At 37.6% G+C, this 16,068-nt stretch carries 19 protein-coding genes, 1 pseudogene and 1 riboswitch; all 20 genes and pseudogenes read right to left on the bottom strand.

The features are described 5' to 3' along the window. Nucleotides 1-19: 19 nt before the first annotated feature. On the bottom strand, nucleotides 20-772 hold the full coding sequence (locus BUB87_RS11090; RefSeq protein ID WP_073345378.1) for an ABC transporter ATP-binding protein: 753 nt from the start codon (nucleotides 770-772) through the stop codon (nucleotides 20-22). Beyond that, nucleotides 769-1,833, bottom strand: coding sequence for a FecCD family ABC transporter permease (locus BUB87_RS11085; protein ID WP_073345376.1), 1,065 nt, complete (start codon nucleotides 1,831-1,833; stop codon nucleotides 769-771). The genes BUB87_RS11090 and BUB87_RS11085 overlap by 4 nt, the downstream gene beginning before the upstream one ends. A 52-nt stretch (nucleotides 1,834-1,885) precedes the next feature. Continuing rightward, nucleotides 1,886-3,034, bottom strand: a complete 1,149-nt coding sequence (locus tag BUB87_RS11080) for an iron ABC transporter substrate-binding protein (protein ID WP_073345372.1) — start codon at nucleotides 3,032-3,034, stop codon at nucleotides 1,886-1,888. Between the two features lie 251 nt (nucleotides 3,035-3,285). Beyond that, entirely contained in the window at nucleotides 3,286-4,107 is an 822-nt protein-coding gene (locus tag BUB87_RS11075; protein WP_084111251.1) for an Mrp/NBP35 family ATP-binding protein, read from the bottom strand. 153 nt (nucleotides 4,108-4,260) lie between these two features. After that, the gene (locus BUB87_RS11070) at nucleotides 4,261-4,587 is read right to left on the bottom strand and encodes a DUF5320 domain-containing protein (RefSeq protein WP_073345370.1); all 327 of its coding nucleotides are present in this window, start codon (nucleotides 4,585-4,587) and stop codon (nucleotides 4,261-4,263) included. 62 nt (nucleotides 4,588-4,649) lie between these two features. Beyond that, the gene (locus tag BUB87_RS11065) at nucleotides 4,650-5,159 is read right to left on the bottom strand and encodes a Fur family transcriptional regulator (RefSeq protein WP_073345367.1); all 510 of its coding nucleotides are present in this window, start codon (nucleotides 5,157-5,159) and stop codon (nucleotides 4,650-4,652) included. Further along, entirely contained in the window at nucleotides 5,137-5,493 is a 357-nt protein-coding gene (locus tag BUB87_RS11060) for a NifB/NifX family molybdenum-iron cluster-binding protein (protein WP_073345365.1), read from the bottom strand. Before BUB87_RS11060 ends, BUB87_RS11065 begins: the two co-directional genes overlap by 23 nt. Nucleotides 5,494-5,516: 23 nt before the next feature. Beyond that, a complete protein-coding gene (locus BUB87_RS11055) occupies nucleotides 5,517-6,371 on the bottom strand; it encodes an ATP-binding protein (protein WP_073345362.1) in 855 nt (284 codons plus the stop codon). Next, nucleotides 6,362-7,198: a nucleotide-binding protein gene (locus BUB87_RS11050; protein WP_200792820.1), complete on the bottom strand. Its 837-nt coding sequence runs from the start codon at nucleotides 7,196-7,198 to the stop codon at nucleotides 6,362-6,364. Before BUB87_RS11050 ends, BUB87_RS11055 begins: the two co-directional genes overlap by 10 nt. After that, nucleotides 7,189-7,587 carry a NifB/NifX family molybdenum-iron cluster-binding protein gene (locus BUB87_RS11045; RefSeq protein ID WP_073345357.1) on the bottom strand — a complete coding sequence of 133 codons (399 nt, stop codon included), beginning with the start codon at nucleotides 7,585-7,587 and terminating at the stop codon, nucleotides 7,189-7,191. The genes BUB87_RS11050 and BUB87_RS11045 overlap by 10 nt, the downstream gene beginning before the upstream one ends. A gap of 230 nt (nucleotides 7,588-7,817) precedes the next feature. Continuing rightward, nucleotides 7,818-9,083, bottom strand: a complete 1,266-nt coding sequence (gene thiC, locus BUB87_RS11040; protein WP_073345354.1) for a phosphomethylpyrimidine synthase ThiC — start codon at nucleotides 9,081-9,083, stop codon at nucleotides 7,818-7,820. A 34-nt stretch (nucleotides 9,084-9,117) separates the two neighbouring features. After that, nucleotides 9,118-9,780 carry a thiamine phosphate synthase gene (gene thiE / locus BUB87_RS11035; protein ID WP_143156687.1) on the bottom strand — a complete coding sequence of 221 codons (663 nt, stop codon included), beginning with the start codon at nucleotides 9,778-9,780 and terminating at the stop codon, nucleotides 9,118-9,120. Then, nucleotides 9,767-9,988 (bottom strand): ubiquitin-activating E1 family protein, encoded by a 222-nt coding sequence (locus tag BUB87_RS11030; protein ID WP_327021806.1) that lies wholly within the window; start codon nucleotides 9,986-9,988, stop codon nucleotides 9,767-9,769. The genes thiE and BUB87_RS11030 overlap by 14 nt, the downstream gene beginning before the upstream one ends. Continuing rightward, the gene (gene thiH / locus BUB87_RS11025) at nucleotides 9,975-11,093 is read right to left on the bottom strand and encodes a 2-iminoacetate synthase ThiH (RefSeq protein ID WP_073345349.1); all 1,119 of its coding nucleotides are present in this window, start codon (nucleotides 11,091-11,093) and stop codon (nucleotides 9,975-9,977) included. Before thiH ends, BUB87_RS11030 begins: the two co-directional genes overlap by 14 nt. After that, entirely contained in the window at nucleotides 11,086-11,862 is a 777-nt protein-coding gene (locus tag BUB87_RS11020) for a thiazole synthase (RefSeq protein ID WP_073345346.1), read from the bottom strand. The genes thiH and BUB87_RS11020 overlap by 8 nt, the downstream gene beginning before the upstream one ends. Nucleotides 11,863-11,899: 37 nt before the next feature. After that, a complete protein-coding gene (thiS, locus tag BUB87_RS11015) occupies nucleotides 11,900-12,091 on the bottom strand; it encodes a sulfur carrier protein ThiS (RefSeq protein WP_084111249.1) in 192 nt (63 codons plus the stop codon). Between the two features lie 133 nt (nucleotides 12,092-12,224). Beyond that, nucleotides 12,225-12,351: riboswitch (TPP riboswitch) on the bottom strand. A 94-nt stretch (nucleotides 12,352-12,445) separates the two neighbouring features. Further along, nucleotides 12,446-13,285 carry a family 4 glycosyl hydrolase gene (locus BUB87_RS11010; protein WP_234946031.1) on the bottom strand — a complete coding sequence of 280 codons (840 nt, stop codon included), beginning with the start codon at nucleotides 13,283-13,285 and terminating at the stop codon, nucleotides 12,446-12,448. Next, nucleotides 13,277-13,725 (bottom strand): annotated as a pseudogene (locus BUB87_RS11005) (family 4 glycosyl hydrolase); the annotation flags it as partial. The pseudogene BUB87_RS11005 and the gene BUB87_RS11010, both read right to left, overlap by 9 nt. Before the next feature lie 54 nt (nucleotides 13,726-13,779). Continuing rightward, the gene (locus BUB87_RS11000; protein WP_073345339.1) at nucleotides 13,780-15,408 is read right to left on the bottom strand and encodes an MBL fold metallo-hydrolase RNA specificity domain-containing protein; all 1,629 of its coding nucleotides are present in this window, start codon (nucleotides 15,406-15,408) and stop codon (nucleotides 13,780-13,782) included. Nucleotides 15,409-15,657: 249 nt separating this feature from the next. Beyond that, nucleotides 15,658-16,068 (bottom strand): RNA-guided endonuclease InsQ/TnpB family protein (locus BUB87_RS10995; protein ID WP_143156686.1); only part of this gene is annotated, 411 nt, incomplete at its 5' end.

Raw genomic sequence — 16,068 nt, 5'->3', positions numbered from 1 at the left:
AATATTACCCCCCTCTCTTTTAAAGTGGTATAACAACAGGTATATCGTGTATCTTTTCAACAACCACATGAATACCGTAAACTGACCCTATAATTTCTTCTGTCATCACTTCCATTCCACCATACGCGTAAATTGTGTTGTCTTTCAAAAACAGAAACTTGTCTGAAAATCTCAAAGCTAAGTTTAAATCATGTATAATTACGATAGCAGCAATATTTTGTTCTTTCACCGCCTCCCTTATTATTTTCAAAACTTCTATTTGATTTTTTAAATCCAAGTTGTTTGTAGGTTCATCTAATAGCATTAACACAGGCTGCTGTGCCATCGCCCTTGCTATAACAACTTTTTGAAGTTCTCCACCGCTTAACTCGCTTAAATAGCGAAGAGACAACTTTTCTAAATCAAATTTTTTAAGAACACTGTTTACAATCTTTATGTCTTTTTGAGTTACATCCCACTTTATATGGGGTTTTCTTCCCAAAAGCACTGCGTCAAACACAGTAAAACGCCCACTTTCATGCCTTTGAGCCACATATCCTATTTTTTTAGCTACATCTACTCTGCTCAATTTAGAAATTTCATCTTTTTCAATGTAAATGGTGCCTTTGTGAGGTTCTAAAATTTTATTAATGCACTTTAAAAGGGTAGATTTTCCTGCTCCATTGTTGCCCAAAATAGAAAGTACCTCTCCTCTTTCTAAGGTAAACGTAACATTGTTAAGAACAGGAACACTGCTATAACTAAACTCAATTCCGTTTATATTTAAAATCACCTTCTATACCCCCTAGTGAGAACGTACAAAAACACCGGGGCACCCAGAAATGAAGTAATTGCTCCCACAGGAAGTACAACAGGAGAAATTATAATTCTGCCTACTGTGTCTGAAGCTAAAAGAATGAGCCCCCCAATTACAGAAGAAGCAGGAATCAAAAATCTGTGGTCTCCTCCTATAAGCCTTCTCATTATGTGAGGGCCGACTAACCCTATAAACCCTATTATCCCCACAAACGCAACAATTACTGAAGAAATCAAAGATGCCATAAACATGCCAATTAATCTCACTCTTTCAACATCTACCCCAAGCCCTTTAGCTGTCTCTTCTCCACTGTCTAGAGCATTGTAATTCCATCTGTTAAACATAAAATATATGAGCGCAATAAAAACAACAATAGACATTATTGCTAAGTCTCTCCAAGAGGCTCGCCCTATGTCCCCAAAGGTCCAAAAAACTACTGAGGCAACTTTCACATCGTCAGCAAAATACTGTAAAATCATAGTGACGGCCGAAAACAAAGACCCAAGAGCTACACCCGCCAGTACCATCGCCTCAGGAGTTACACGGAAGGTTTTTGCCAGAATTAAAACGATTATTGTAGCCCCCATCGAACCTAAAAAAGCAAACAATACCACTAGATACGGATTATTTATAATTACAGAATCTGGATTCGTTGTGCTTCCTGCCCCAAAAACAATAATAGCCAAAGCAGCTCCAAATGCTGCCCCCTGCGAAATACCTAAAGTAAAAGGAGAGGCTAAAGGATTTCTTAAAATGCTCTGCGTTACGCAACCTGCAACAGACAAACCTATTCCAGCTATAACTGCTGACAAAACCCTTGGCATTCTAATATTCCAAATTATAATGCGAAATCGTTCTTCTCCTTTACCTAACAAAGTTTTTATAACGTCGTAAGTACTTATACCGGCTGAGCCTGCATTTGTTGCGTATATTGACAATGCTATAGTGAATAAAAAGGTTAAAAATATGATTAATGTTTTCCTTTTTATGTATTTGTTATAGCCCTCTGGAATGCTTTCTATAAATGACTGTCTCAAAGCTACATCCCCTTCATTATTATGTCCTCCACCAAAAAGGTGAAAAATATGACTATACTCTAAAATTTAATTTTTTAAAGCCACCGTATAATTCTTTCATTTTGTTGTATGCCGATTTTCCTTGTTCGCCAAAGAAAAACGTGTATATTTCATTCGCTTTTTGAACAGGGTCTATATCATTAAACTGCTCGGGATAGAGAACTTTTCCTACCCAATAGGAATCCACAAGAGCTGTATCTATATTTGTAGTGTAATTGTTGTAAGGCAAAAGTCCATAAACATTGTCGTTTTTGACTGCTTTTAAGCTTTTATAAAACTCAGGATTTTTTTGGTAATCATCTTTTACTAGCTTGAAGTTTCCTGCATCAATAAAAATTATATCAGGATTCCAAGCTAATAGCTTTTCTTTTTCAATCATGACACTCCCTTTTTGTCTTAATGTATCTGCTACATTCTTGGCGTGTACCGCCACAAAAGGAGGATAATTGCTTTGTGTGCTTTCTATTCCGTGGGCACCTTTAAATCCTAAAGCACCAATGTAGACTGTTGGTTTTTTGTCATCAGGTATATCTTTTGTCCTATCGTCTAAATCTTTTTGAATATTTTTTATATACTCTACCAACTTTCGCGTTCTATCCTCTTTCCCCATTATTTTTCCTATAACTTCTAATGACTTGTAAATATCCTCTTCAAATGTCCCAATTTTCCCATAACTCAAAACAACCACAGGAATACCTGTTTTTGCTTGCAAATCATCTGCTTTAGTCTTGTCCAAAAGATAAGTTACAAAAATGACATCAGGCTTTACCGTCACCAATTTTTCTGCATCTGGCGTAGAATCAGGTCCACCTTGCCCAATGATAGGGAGCTGCTGCAATTTGTCCTGAAAAATCATATTATACGTTCTGCCTGCTGCAAGCTTTTTATCTATGTTTTCCACTCCAGCTACTCTATATAGACCATCTACATATGTAATAAGCCTCAGCGCCCCTGGTCCTATACCTACAACTTTATTTACCGGCAATTTTACTTTCACTTGCCGATCTGCTAAATCAGTAACCATTACAGACTGAACTTGTGTTCTGGGCTGATTTGAAATCTGCGGTTGATTTTGCGTCTTATTACTGCAAGCAGTTAAAGAAATAGCAAGTATTAAAAAAATAGCAACAACCACATTAAATCTTTTTGATAACTCTAGCACAACCGTACCCCCCAATACAAATCTAAAATAACACTTTTGTTTTTGCACTATGAATACAAAAACAATTCAGTGTTACTTTTTTAAAAATTATAACACCAAAAGATAAATAAAGCAATAACAAAGTGAAAAATAATTTAAAATAACAAAAAGCAGGCAAGAAAATATTTTCTACACCTGCTTGTTTTCATAGCATACAACAATATAAATTATTCATTCACTTATCAAACGTAATCATTTACTTAACACTTATCTCAGAAGTTCCTTTCGAGCAGATCTATACAATCGTCCACATAGTCTTTATTAAATCTTTCAATCATCCCTTGATCGCAGAGAGCCGCGAGCTCTGGGTCAACGGGAAGCCTTCCAAGAAATGGGATGCCCATTTCTTCCGCTACCTTTTCTGCCTTGCTTTCGCCGAAGATATTGATATGCCTACCGCATTCAGGACATATCGCATAACTCATATTTTCAATAATACCAAGTATGGGAATATTCATGGTTTTTGCCATATTATATGCTTTTTTAACAATAAGTGCTACAAGGTCCTGCGGTGAAGACACTATAATAATTCCATCAAGTGGAATAGATTGAAATACAGTAAGAGGTACATCACCCGTTCCAGGCGGCATATCGAAAAATAGATAATCTAAATCACCCCATATAACATCTGTCCAGAACTGTTTTACTGCCCCTGCTATTAAAGGACCTCTCCATATAACTGGCATATCCTTTTTTTCAAGAAGCAAGTTTATAGACATGATTCTAATATCGTTGTGGGTCCTGGCCGGATAAATACCCAATTCACTGCTACTTACCCTGTAATTGTCAGCACCAAACATTCGAGGAATTGATGGTCCAGTGATATCTGCATCCAAAATTCCAACATCATAACCTTTTCGCCTCATCATTACAGCCAGAAGGGATGTTACAAGGGATTTACCCACTCCTCCTTTTCCACTTAATACCGCTACAGTTTTTTTGATATTACTTAGTTCATTTGTTTGGCACTTAAGATTTCCTATGCTGTCAGTACCGGCGCAGATTTCTTGATTTCCTTTCGAAATTTCTTTCATCCTCCCAGCTCCTTTTTACCGTAGTAACTTCTGTCTTTGGCTCAAACACATGCAATTATTGCGGAATATTACGGGCAATAGCTCATATATTTCAAAAAAATAATAGCACTGTTTTAAGGCAGGTTATTTCTCCTGCCTTAAAACAGCGATATGTTATTCGTCATCCTTGCCAAGTGCTTTTAATCGTTCTTTTATTTCCTGGAGCTGATTTTCCAAAAATTTTGCCTGCTCAGTCAGAAATTCTTTTTCATTGATTTGAGGTGCATAGACTTGTCCATATACAGGATAACCATAACGAGCCCAACCGGGAACTCCCGTATAGTAGTATCTCCATCTAAAACCACGACCTCTACCGAAACCTCTGTAATAGCCAATGCCTGGATTCATAAATCCCGGTACAGTAAAGCCTGCACAGAAACCAGCAGCTCTACCTGTCATCGGTCCCAATCCCAGTGGGCCTGTACCGTCTCCTCTTGGCATGCTACTCCACCTCCTTATTAGCCTATGCTCATAATATATTATATAATTGTTTTGGGCATATGTCAATTTTTATTTGTGCTATTTTTCAATACCTCTTTGCACCTTTTACATATACCAGAAAACATGATATCTACATCGTAAACATCAAAACCATTTATATTTTCTAATATTTTAGTTAAATGCAAATACTCTAATGCCACTCTACTTTCATCCACATCTATAATGTCGCGACATTTAATGCAACGAAAATGAATGTGTAATGGTTTCTTTCCAAATATTTTTAATTCATAATAATTTTCTCCTTCTATTGCTATCTCTTTTACTATACCTAAATCGTTGAATAACTTCATGGTTCTATAAACTGTAGCTAAACCAATATTATTTTGCTTTAGCTTTTCGTATATTTCCTTTGCATTTAAATGTTTATCAGCATTAAATAGTTCTTTAAGGATAATTCTTTTTTGCTTTGTGAATTTATATCCATTTTTCTCTAATAATTTCTTTATAAAGAAAATCTCGTCTTCAAAATTTTTTGCTTTTTTGTTTTCTTTAATCCCCGCATCGTCCTTCATAGCGATGTTCCTTACATATACTCCCTGTCGATTTTAATTCATCCTTTAAATACTGCTGTATCACGTCATCACAGATACCCGACACGCCAACTATAACCTCTATACCGTTTTCTGCAAAAAGCTTTTGCGCAGAATCGCCCATTCCACCTGCTATAATCACATTCACTCCTAAATCTTTTAGAAACTGTGGCAAGTATCCAGGCCTATGTCCTGGATTTTCTATAAAATTTTTAGTGATTATCTGTTTACCCTCTATCTCATAGATAGTAAACCCTTCACAATGTCCAAAATGCTGGCTTACAAAGTTACCATCACTGGCAATCGCTATTTTCATCTTTTAATCCCTCCAAACATGATTTATAAATTTTCTATATAACTTTTGATGTCATCCCACATCTGCCTTATAGCCTTATTTGCCCTGCTATCCTCATAATAAATGATAGGTTTTAATTCATTTATAGATTTCATAACCGTATCATCATAAGGCACTTTTCCTGCTACATAAATATTATTATCCCGGCAATAGGCTTGTATTTCCTCTGTCACTTTCTCATTGATATCGTACTTGTTTATACATACCATTACTGGAATGCCAAAGTGGCTGCACAGTTGCATAACCCTCACAAAATCCTCAAAACCTGATTGAGTTGGCTCAGTGACGATCAACACCACATCACTTCCCGTGACGGAAGATATCACCGGACAGCCTATACCAGGTGAACCGTCTATTATCGTGATAGTATTTTCATGTGAAAACTTTCTTCCGTTCTGACGTAATACAGTGATGAGTTTTCCTGAACCATCACTGCCCACTTCCATCTGTGCCCTGGAGATTATTCCTTTATGAGTTTTTGTGATATAAATGTCAGCACTTTTTTCTTCCTTTAATTGAATTGCTTTTTGAGGGCAAACCAGTGTACACGCTCCGCATCCTTCGCATTTATAAAAGTTGACTGTATTATTTTTAATGGCGTCAAATCTACAGACTTTCTCGCATTCACCACAGTTGGTACAAAAATTTTTATTTATTACGGCTTTTTTATTGCCATAAAAATATTCTTTTTTTATATCTGTTCCATCATAAAATAAATACATATTCGGAGCATCCACATCACAATCCACCTTTACTACGTTACCAGCCAATTCTGCAAGGGCAATAGCTATAGTTGTTTTACCAGTCCCTCCTTTGCCACTTATAACTGTTAGCTCCAAAGGAATACCTCCTTTATTTTTTGCGCAATCTCTTCAAATATTTTCCTGTATTCTGACAACTCTATAAGCATTTTACCTGAAGAATATGCCTCCGCTGCATCCTTTCCGTAAGGTATAACGCCAATGACATTAATTTTTTCCTGCTGGCAAAATTCCTGAATCATGTCATTACCTTTACTGTATTTATTAATTATAACGCCATAGGGTAAGTTAAGGCTTCGCACCAGTTTTAACGCCATCTTTAAATCGTGTAAACCGAAAGCCGATGGCTCCGTTACCAGCAAAGCTGCATCCACATATTGGAGTGTATTTACAACATTGCAGGACGTCCCTGGAGCACAGTCGACAAGATTAATCCCATCAGGTAGATTTCCCAATAGCTGCTTTATAACAGGTACTGCCATTGGCTCTCCTACATTTAAAACCCCTCTTTTGCAGACGATACTATCATATTTTCCTTCTTCTATAACACCTATTGCTCTTTTTTTATAAGATATGGCGCCATACTTGCACACAATACCGCAGGCATGGCATCCGTGACAGAGTTTTTCAAAGAGCATTATCTCCGTTTTCGTTCTGAACAATGCATGATACTGGCATACTTTTGCACATTCCCCACACAATGTACATTTGTCTTTGTCTACAAAAGGATAATCTACCATAACCTCTTCACTATGAACCAGGTTTGGCCGTAAAAAGATAAAGCCGTTAGGTTCTTCCACATCCCCATCAATATAATTTGCATTCATCACCACAGAGAGATTAGTGGACACAGTAGTCTTGCCTGTTCCTCCCTTGCCACTTAAGACACCTATGTTCAATTCCATCCCCCTTTGTAACCTGCTCCATGCCCCATTCCCATCCCGCCATGGCTGGGACCAGCTTCAACTATTTCTTCTAATTTACCTTCTTTAAATAGCTGTATGGCCAGCTCTACTTTTATACTTCCACACCTGTAAACCCTGATACCAGAATTTTTTAAAAGCTTGTATGCATTAGGTCCTGCATTACCTGTGATAACCACATCCACATCTTCATCAATCAGCTGCTGTGCTGCAGCGATCCCTGCACCGCCACCAGAAGCCTGGCCCCGATTTTCGATGGCCTTTGTTGAATTATTTGCAGTATCGTAGATTATAAAATAACTGCATCTACCAAACCGGGTATCCATTAAACTGCTTAGCTCTCTACCGGTTGAAGAAATCCCAATTTTCATCTATTACACCCCCTCAATTATTATTGGCATATGCTACTAATAATATACCACTAAATCTTGTAAATGTCAAATGCCCATTAAATTTATTAACAGCATGTCTACTCCTTACAAAAGTTTAACGAAGTACGTCAAATACTTGAAGCAAATAAAATTGAATATAAATAGAGACAAGCCTTCCTTATGTGGCTTGCCTCTTTTTGGGTTTAGATAAATGCTATTCCCTCTCACACTTATAATACAATCTCATCCTTTGAATTTTTCACAGCACAAAGATTTCCACACATTGAACAGGTATCATTTGGAAAGCTGCTCCTATACTCCTTTGCCTTTTCAGGATCAATAGAAAGATTCAAAATCCTATCCCAATCAAGGTCACACCTTGCAATTGATATCGCTATATCCTTTTCAAGCGGTCTTTTGAAGCCTTTTGCAATATTTGCACTGTGGGCCGCAATCTTAAAGGCTATAATTCCCTCTTTTACATCCTCCACAGAGGGCAGCCTTAAATGCTCTGCGGGTGTGACATAACACAAAAAATCTGCACCATTTAGCGCTGCAATCAAAGCCCCCATCGCACCTGAGATGTGATCATATCCTGCAGCAATATCAGTTGTAAGCGGTCCTAAAACATAAAATGGCGCTTCATGACAAAGCCTTTTTTGAATCATCATGTTAGCTGCGATCTCATTTGCCCTCATATGACCAGGGCCTTCAATCATAACCTGGACATCCTCAGCCCAGGCGCGGCGTGTCAGTTCACCTAAATTGATTAATTCTTCTATTTGAAGCGCATCTGTAGCATCTGCCACAGCACCTGGCCTTAGACTATCACCAAGGCTTAGTGTAACATCATGCTTTTTACATATTTTTAATATATCATCAAAATATTCATAAAGTGGATTTTCCTTATTGTTTGCCATCATCCATTTGTATAAAAGCGCTCCACCTCTTGACACAATCTTTAAAATCCTCTGGTTATTTTCAAACCTTTCTAATGTCCTTCTTGTAATCCCTGCATGGATTGTAAAAAAGTCAACCCCTTCTTCTGCCTGCCTCTCTATCTCTTCGATGAACTCTTTTGCCGATGCCTTAGTAAAATCTTGATGCTTTGATGCAACCTGATAAACAGGCACTGTACCAACTATAAAATCGTATTCATTCAACAGCCTTTTCCTAAAAGTTGATGCCTCAACTCCGCTTGATAAATCCATCACAGACTCAACATCAAACTTCTTTGCAACCTCTAATTTTTGAATCTCATAATCAAAGCTAGGACAGCTCTCAGATACACCAATGTTGACGTTTATTTTTACATATGTCCCTTGGCCAATCGCAAAGTATCTATCTCTTTTTCTGTTCTTATTTGCTGGAATTACAATCTTACCCTCAGCAACTTTTTGTAAAAATTCTTTTTTATCTATCTCTTCGGTTTGAATTGCAAGCTCCATCTCTCGTGTAAATATTCCCTCTTTTGCATAGCTCATCTGTGTTTTCATATTTTTTCACTCCTTTTGATTTATTTTAAAACATCTAAATATTTTTACTTTTAGTTCTCATTATATCCTGAAGCCTTCTAATTTTGTCCTTAATATCATCTGCTCCAACAATCTCTGTCACAAGAGCTACACATTTTGCTCCCATATCCAGTACCTCAACAATGTTATTCTCTTTTATACCACCTATAGCAACAAAGGGAATTTTAGAATTTTGAGCACACCACTTGACAATATCAAGTCCAATAGGTGGCAGTGGATTATCCTTTGTAAAACTTTGGAATATTGGTCCAACTCCGATATAGTCTGCACCGCAGTTTTCTGCTTCTTTTATCTGGTCTTTTGTATGAGCTGTAACCCCTATGATATATTCATCGCCAAGAAGCTTTCCAACCTCTTTTAGAGGAAAATCATTCTGTCCTATGTGAACACCATCTGCCTCTACCATCAAGCAAAGGTCTATATGATCGTTCACTATTAAAAGAGCGCCATATTCACGAGTTAGCCTACGAATCTCTGAGCACTCATAGTATTTCTCTTTTAGAGTTTTATACTTTTCCCTATACTGGATTATCTTTATACCTGATTCAAGCATATCCCTTACAACCTCAAGATTACTTCTGCCTTTTGAAAATTTCTCTGCTGTGATTCCGTAAATATTATAATCCTGAAAAAGTTTGAGTTTTTCATTCTTTCTCAAGCTTATTCACCATCCTTAAAATCTCATCTGCCTGTATTGCAGCAACTGCCGTTACCTTTGGCGCATAAGGCCTTTTTTCTTTTATTGAGGTGCAAAAATCGCCAACTATAGAAAAATCCTTGCCGCGCTTTATTTTAATATTTTCACAATCGCCAAAGCCTGCAACACCAGATGCTGCCACAATCTTTTTGCCCTCAAATAAGCTCATAACCTACACCTTTTACCCAGTTTGTGAACTCAGCTCTTAAGCCCTTTTTAGCTATGGTGTTCACCATTTCAAAAACAGATCGTGCATCATCTATCTCAAACTGGCCATGTTCATCCTCTTTTTTAACCGCATACCCTCCAACCGTCGTTTTAGAACCTGCAGACATTTTTGTGATACAAATATCCATTAAAGCATCACGCAAAGCTGCTCTTTCCCTGGTTGAAATGACAATTCCAACTCTTGGCAGATATATCCTTGAAACAAGTAAAAACTTAATGTATTCTTTATCTGATACAATATAGCTTGGTTTAAAACCAACATTGGCATCTCTAAATCTTGGAAAAGATATAGAAATCTCAGCCTTTGGGAACCTGTTCATCAGGTATTCAGCGTGCAAAATTGCACAGTAAGCATCTTTTTTCGGGTTTGAAAGACCCAACAGAGGCCCGACACAAGCCTCATGGAAACCCGCATTAAGAGCTCTTTCAGGTGTGTATAATCTAAACTCATAATCCTTTTTTGGCCCAAATAAATGAAGTTTTTCATAGTCTTCTTTTTGATATGTTTCTTGATAAATTGTTATCCCAACAACCCCTAATCGACTTAGTTCTTCATACTCCTTTTCCAAAAGCGGGTATACCTCAATTGAAACCTCTGAAAAATACTTTAATGCAAGGTTGCAAGCCTCTTTTATGTATTCAAAAGACGAGTTTGTCCTATCCTCACCTGTAAGGATTATTATAGAGTCAAGACCTTCGTCTTTCATCTTCTTCATTTCGTTCTGCATCTCTTGAAACGTCAACTTTTCTCGTGGATACTTTTTAAGGCAAGAAAAACCGCAATACAGGCATCCATTTTCACAATAATTTGCTATATACAAAGGTGCGTAGAGCAAAATAACCTTACCAAAATTGGCTTCTGTAAGCCTTTTGGCTTTTTGCGCCATAAATCTGATCAACTTTTCATCCTCAACATTTAAAAGTTTTACTAAATCAAGCCTATCCAAATACTCTTTTGATAAAATATCCATCACTTCCGAAAAGGTTGGCTCATAATTTTCATACTCAGAATAAATTTTTAGGCATTCTTGAAGATATTCAATCACATTCAACACCTCTTATAAAATCATCAAGTGGTGACGACGCTTGAGCATACTCATATTCCTTTAAAGTCCCAATTTCAAATGCCGATCTTCCTGCTTCCACCGCCTTTGAAAACGCAATAGCCATTTTTAGAGGATCTGAAGAGGTCGCAATTGCTGTGTTTATCAAAACTGCATCAGCTCCCAGTTCCATTGCTTGTGCTGCGTGTGATGGTCTTCCTATGCCAGCATCGATTATAACAGGGACTTTGACCTCGTTTATTATAGGCTTTAGCAAAACCTCACAACCAATTCCTTTGTTCGTGCCAATGGGGGAACCCAGCGGCATCACCGCCTCAACACCAATCTGCTCAAGTTCTTTTGCTATGTTTAAGTCTGGATAAATATATGGAAATACCTTAAACCCCTCTTTTACAAGTATTTCGCATGCCTTTAATGTTTCGTAATTATCAGGTAAAAGGTATTTTGTATCCTTTTCAATCTCCACCTTCACCCAATCAGACGATGTCAGCTCCCTTCCTATCTGAGCAATCTTTACAGCTTCTTTATGATTCATAGCACCTGAAGTATTTACCATGATTATGGCATCTTTTGGTATGTACTCCAATACATTTTTCGTATGCTTTGTGTTGGGTCCTATCCTTCTTACAGCAACCGCAAAAACCTCAATCCCTGCTTCATAATACATCTTTTCAATGAGTGAATAATCTGGAAGCTTCCCTGTCCCAACAAAAAGTCTCGATTTTAAAATTTTCCCATCTATTTCAAACATATCCTTTCACCTCTTTACATTATTACCTTTAGTTTTATTAACCGCCACCAACAAAGCTGACAATCTCAACATGGTCCCCTTCTTTTAGGTAAAAGTCCTCCAAATTCTCTCTTTTTACAATATCATCATTTACCAACACTACACATGAATTTTGATTAATGTTCAAAGCAATCAAAAGCTCTTTTACAGTCCCATTAAAATTCATATCTTTGTCATTAACCTTTATCAATCCACATCACCTCCAAAAAGTCAAAATGAAAAAACCGCCCTTGCCGGCGGCCTTATTTATTCTTGGCTTTTACTTTAGCCAAATCTTACATCTAGCAAAAAAGCCTTTAATGCCGGATTGCTTGCATTAAAGGCTTGATTCTCTTTCTCCTCCCTTCGCCGGCATTACCCGGATCAGGTTCAAAGGGTCAAGGCACAGGGATATCTTTAAGTGCCTACTCTCAGCCGAGCTTTTCCCTCTCAGCTCCCCTTAAAACCGATATTCAATTTTTGTCTTTATTATCTTTAATATAACAATAATCAAAGACAGTGTCAAGAGTTTGTATTACATATAAGTCCTGATGATTGAAGCTTCTTAGGTAAATTGTGGTAAAATATCAATATGATTCCTAATCATATCGTGCAATGCTTTTTTTGCTTTTTCTTTATCCGGTATAGCAAAATCCAGCTCTATTACCTCTTCAGCCAGTTTTATGTCGCCAAAGACCGCAGCCTTGGCTGATAACTCATGAACATCAGATATGATATTCAGGGTTTGGGTCAATCTCTGTGGCAATGGAGGTATCTTTTGCCCAATAACATCACCATCTATCACATCCACTGGTACCTCTACTATTCTGCCATCAGGTATGCCCTCAATAAATCCTTTGTTCGGAAGATTTATCATATCATGGTGTTTGTTTCTCTTCTTAAATATATCAACAGCCAAATCAACAGGATGTTCCCAGCTCAGCATCTTAAATGCTACATCATAAGGAACTTTTCCTTCAGCAACATCTTTTAAATTCTTCAGGGCCTCTGCCCTTTCCCTCTCATCTCCATGATACGGCGGTTTTGTCGCGTATTCAATATCGCTGTCATAAGGCAAATATTCGCCGTGATGATCAACGCTTCCCATTGGCACAAGTCCATATTCCTTTAGCCACTTCCTCATCACTTTGAATTCTCTTCCTTCTCTTGTTGCAATAGCATTTATCACCTCGTCGTAAAGGTCTTTTCCCGTGTTCTTTTCTTTAATTGAAACAAGCCAGGCAAAATGATTAAGGCCTGCCGTTACGACATCCAAATCCTCTTTATTTCTATTGATAAGTGACGCAAGCCATTTGTAACCATCTGGTGCACTCCATGCTATGTTGCAAAATCCATAAGCCTTTATTTTTGTGTACTCATTTACAGCTGTAACGACTCTTGGCATTGGATTGGCTACATCAAGAAACAGGGCATGGGGACAATACTTTTCCATGTCTTTAGCAATATCCATCGCCAGTGTTACTGCCCTAAAAGTATTGACAAGGCCTCCAAGCCCTCCGCATTCCCGTGCCTGATCATTAAGCCATATTTTTTCAGTACTTCATAATCCATAAGCCATCGTTTTATCCCTTGTATTGCAGCAGAGGATATAACAAAATCAGCTCCTTCCAGTGCCTCTTCTCTTCTTGTGGTCGATGTGATTTTGATGCTTACATTATTTTCTCTCGCTATTCTCTTCCCTACCGATGCCATAAGGTCAACCAGTTCCTTATTGATATCCACCAGAGCCAATTCGCAGTCATCAAGTCTATTTTTTATTATAGCATCCTTTAAAACTGTGGGCCCAAATACAAAGCTTCCAGCTCCAATGACGGTGATCTTCATACATATCCTCCCTTCTTCTCTTAAGTCCATAAATAGCCCATGTCTTTTTATATGCTACTCCAATAGTTCTCTATATAGTCTCATTAAATTTTCATTTACAGAATTTATGTTTTTGACAATATCATTTAAATTCTTCGCCGCTTTATTTTTGCCCATAAACTCCTGCAGCTTATTTAGCACCTTCTCGCTTCTTAATCTCATCTCCTCTACTTTATTCTCAATTTCTACGCTCAATTGTTCTATATCGTCAAGTTCTACGCTGACAAGTATATCTTTCTGGAAATCATAGGTATCGTATCTCGATGGTATTATCGTCTCTATGCCCAGTTCACTTTTGATTTTATCAGATAAAACCGCCTGAGCTTCATCTTCCCCGTGTACAATAAATATCTTCTTCGGCTTATCAGAAAATGCAGAAAGCCAATCCATTATTCCTTTCTGATCAGCATGTCCGGAAAAACTCTCAATATACTCTATGTCCGCTTTTACCATAATATCTTCACCGAATATTTTTACGTTCTTTTCACCTTCCAATAGCTTTCTTCCAAGGGTACCCTTTGCCTGATATCCCACAAACAATATCGTGTTCTCTGGCTTCCATAAATTATGTTTTAAATGGTGCTTAATACGCCCCGCCTCGCACATTCCACTGGCAGATATTATTATAACAGGCGTTTTAATATCGTTTAAAGCCTTTGATTCTTCGGTACTATGAGTAAAATGCAGGTTTGGAAAGTCAAGTGGATAATCCCCTCTTTTAATGTATTCCTGGGCTTCACTATCAAAGTAGTCAAGATGATCTTTAAATACATTTGTAACAGATACAGCAAGGGGGCTGTCCACATAAACAGGGACATTGTTTATAAATTCTATCTCTTTTTGATACTTTCCACTATTTTTATGGATCTCATAAAGGAGTTCTTGCGTCCTGCCAACAGCAAAAGAAGGTATTATGACATTTCCCCCTCGTTTTATGGTGCGAATAATAATCTCCATAAGTCTTTTGGACCTATCTTCGATATTTTCATGAAGTCTATCACCGTATGTAGATTCACATATAACATAATCCGCGTCTTTTATGAGTGACGGTTCTCTCAATATAGGCGTACCCTTGTTGCCGAGGTCACCAGAAAATACGATTTTAATATCATTGCCGTTTTCACTTATCCATACCTCAATAATCGATGAACCAAGCATGTGCCCCGCGTCATTAAACTTAAACTTAACATCCGATGACGGTTGAATCAATTCATCGTAATCAACCCCGTAGAAAATGCTCAAAGAATCTTTTGCCTCATCCGCCGTGTAAAGCGGCTCTCTTAAGGGTTTACCTGCCCTTTGCCTCTTCCTATTCTTCCATTCATTTTCCATCTCTTGTATGTGCCCGCTGTCCGGAAGCATGTACTTGCATAAATCCACTGTGCCTTTTGTAGCATAAATCCTTTTCCTGTACCCTCTTTTATATAGCAGAGGAATCCTTCCACTGTGGTCTATATGTGCATGAGTCAGAAGAATAAAATCTATATCTTTTACATCAAAAGCAAAGTCCTGATAATTTAGCTCTTCTTCAACTTCACCGCCTTGAAACATTCCACAGTCCACAAGAAATTTTGTCTTACTGGTCTCAATCAGATAACATGAACCTGTAACTTCTTTTGCTGCTCCCAAAAAAGTTATTTTCATAATGCTTTCACCGTAAATATCCCCCGAACTTATTCAGAGAAAGAAACGGTACTCACCTGCCTTCCCTTATTTTTACCTTTTTTCACAATAGAATCTTTATATCAATTATACCAGTGAACCTACTCCATCCTATAGAGGATGGAGCTTCCTACTTCATTGACCGTTGCCTGCTGTTGTTCACAACAGGTCTTCCACGATCTCCACAGGCGTAACTTCGGGAGGAACCTTCCCTACGAAAAAATAATTGCCCTATGCTGCTATACCCAGTTGCCTTAATCCTTCATGAAGTATGTTTATCGCTGCATTTACATCTCTGTCTATTTCTAATCCACATTCACATCTGTGTATCCTTACCGATAAATCTTTTTCTACTATCCTTCCGCATCTTGAGCATCTTTGTGATGTATATGCAGCATTTATTTTTATGAATATTTTCCCTTCTCTTTCCGCTTTATACTCCAAATATTTATCCAACATTCCCCACCCTGCATTCGCTATTGATTTTGCAAGTTTATGATTTTTCATCATACTTTTCACTTGCAAATCCTCAACGCATATGATGTCATTGTTTTTTACTATGTTATAGCTTATCTTGTGCAGATAGTCCCTTCTCTGATTTGCTACTTTTTCATGGAGTTTTGCCAGTCTTTTCTTTTGCTT

It is taken from the genome of Caldanaerobius fijiensis DSM 17918, from assembly GCF_900129075.1.
Taxonomy (GTDB): Bacteria; Bacillota; Thermoanaerobacteria; order Thermoanaerobacterales; family Caldanaerobiaceae; genus Caldanaerobius; species Caldanaerobius fijiensis.
The sequence above is the reverse complement of the archived record's forward strand: the minus strand, read 5'-3'. Positions and strand labels throughout refer to the sequence as shown.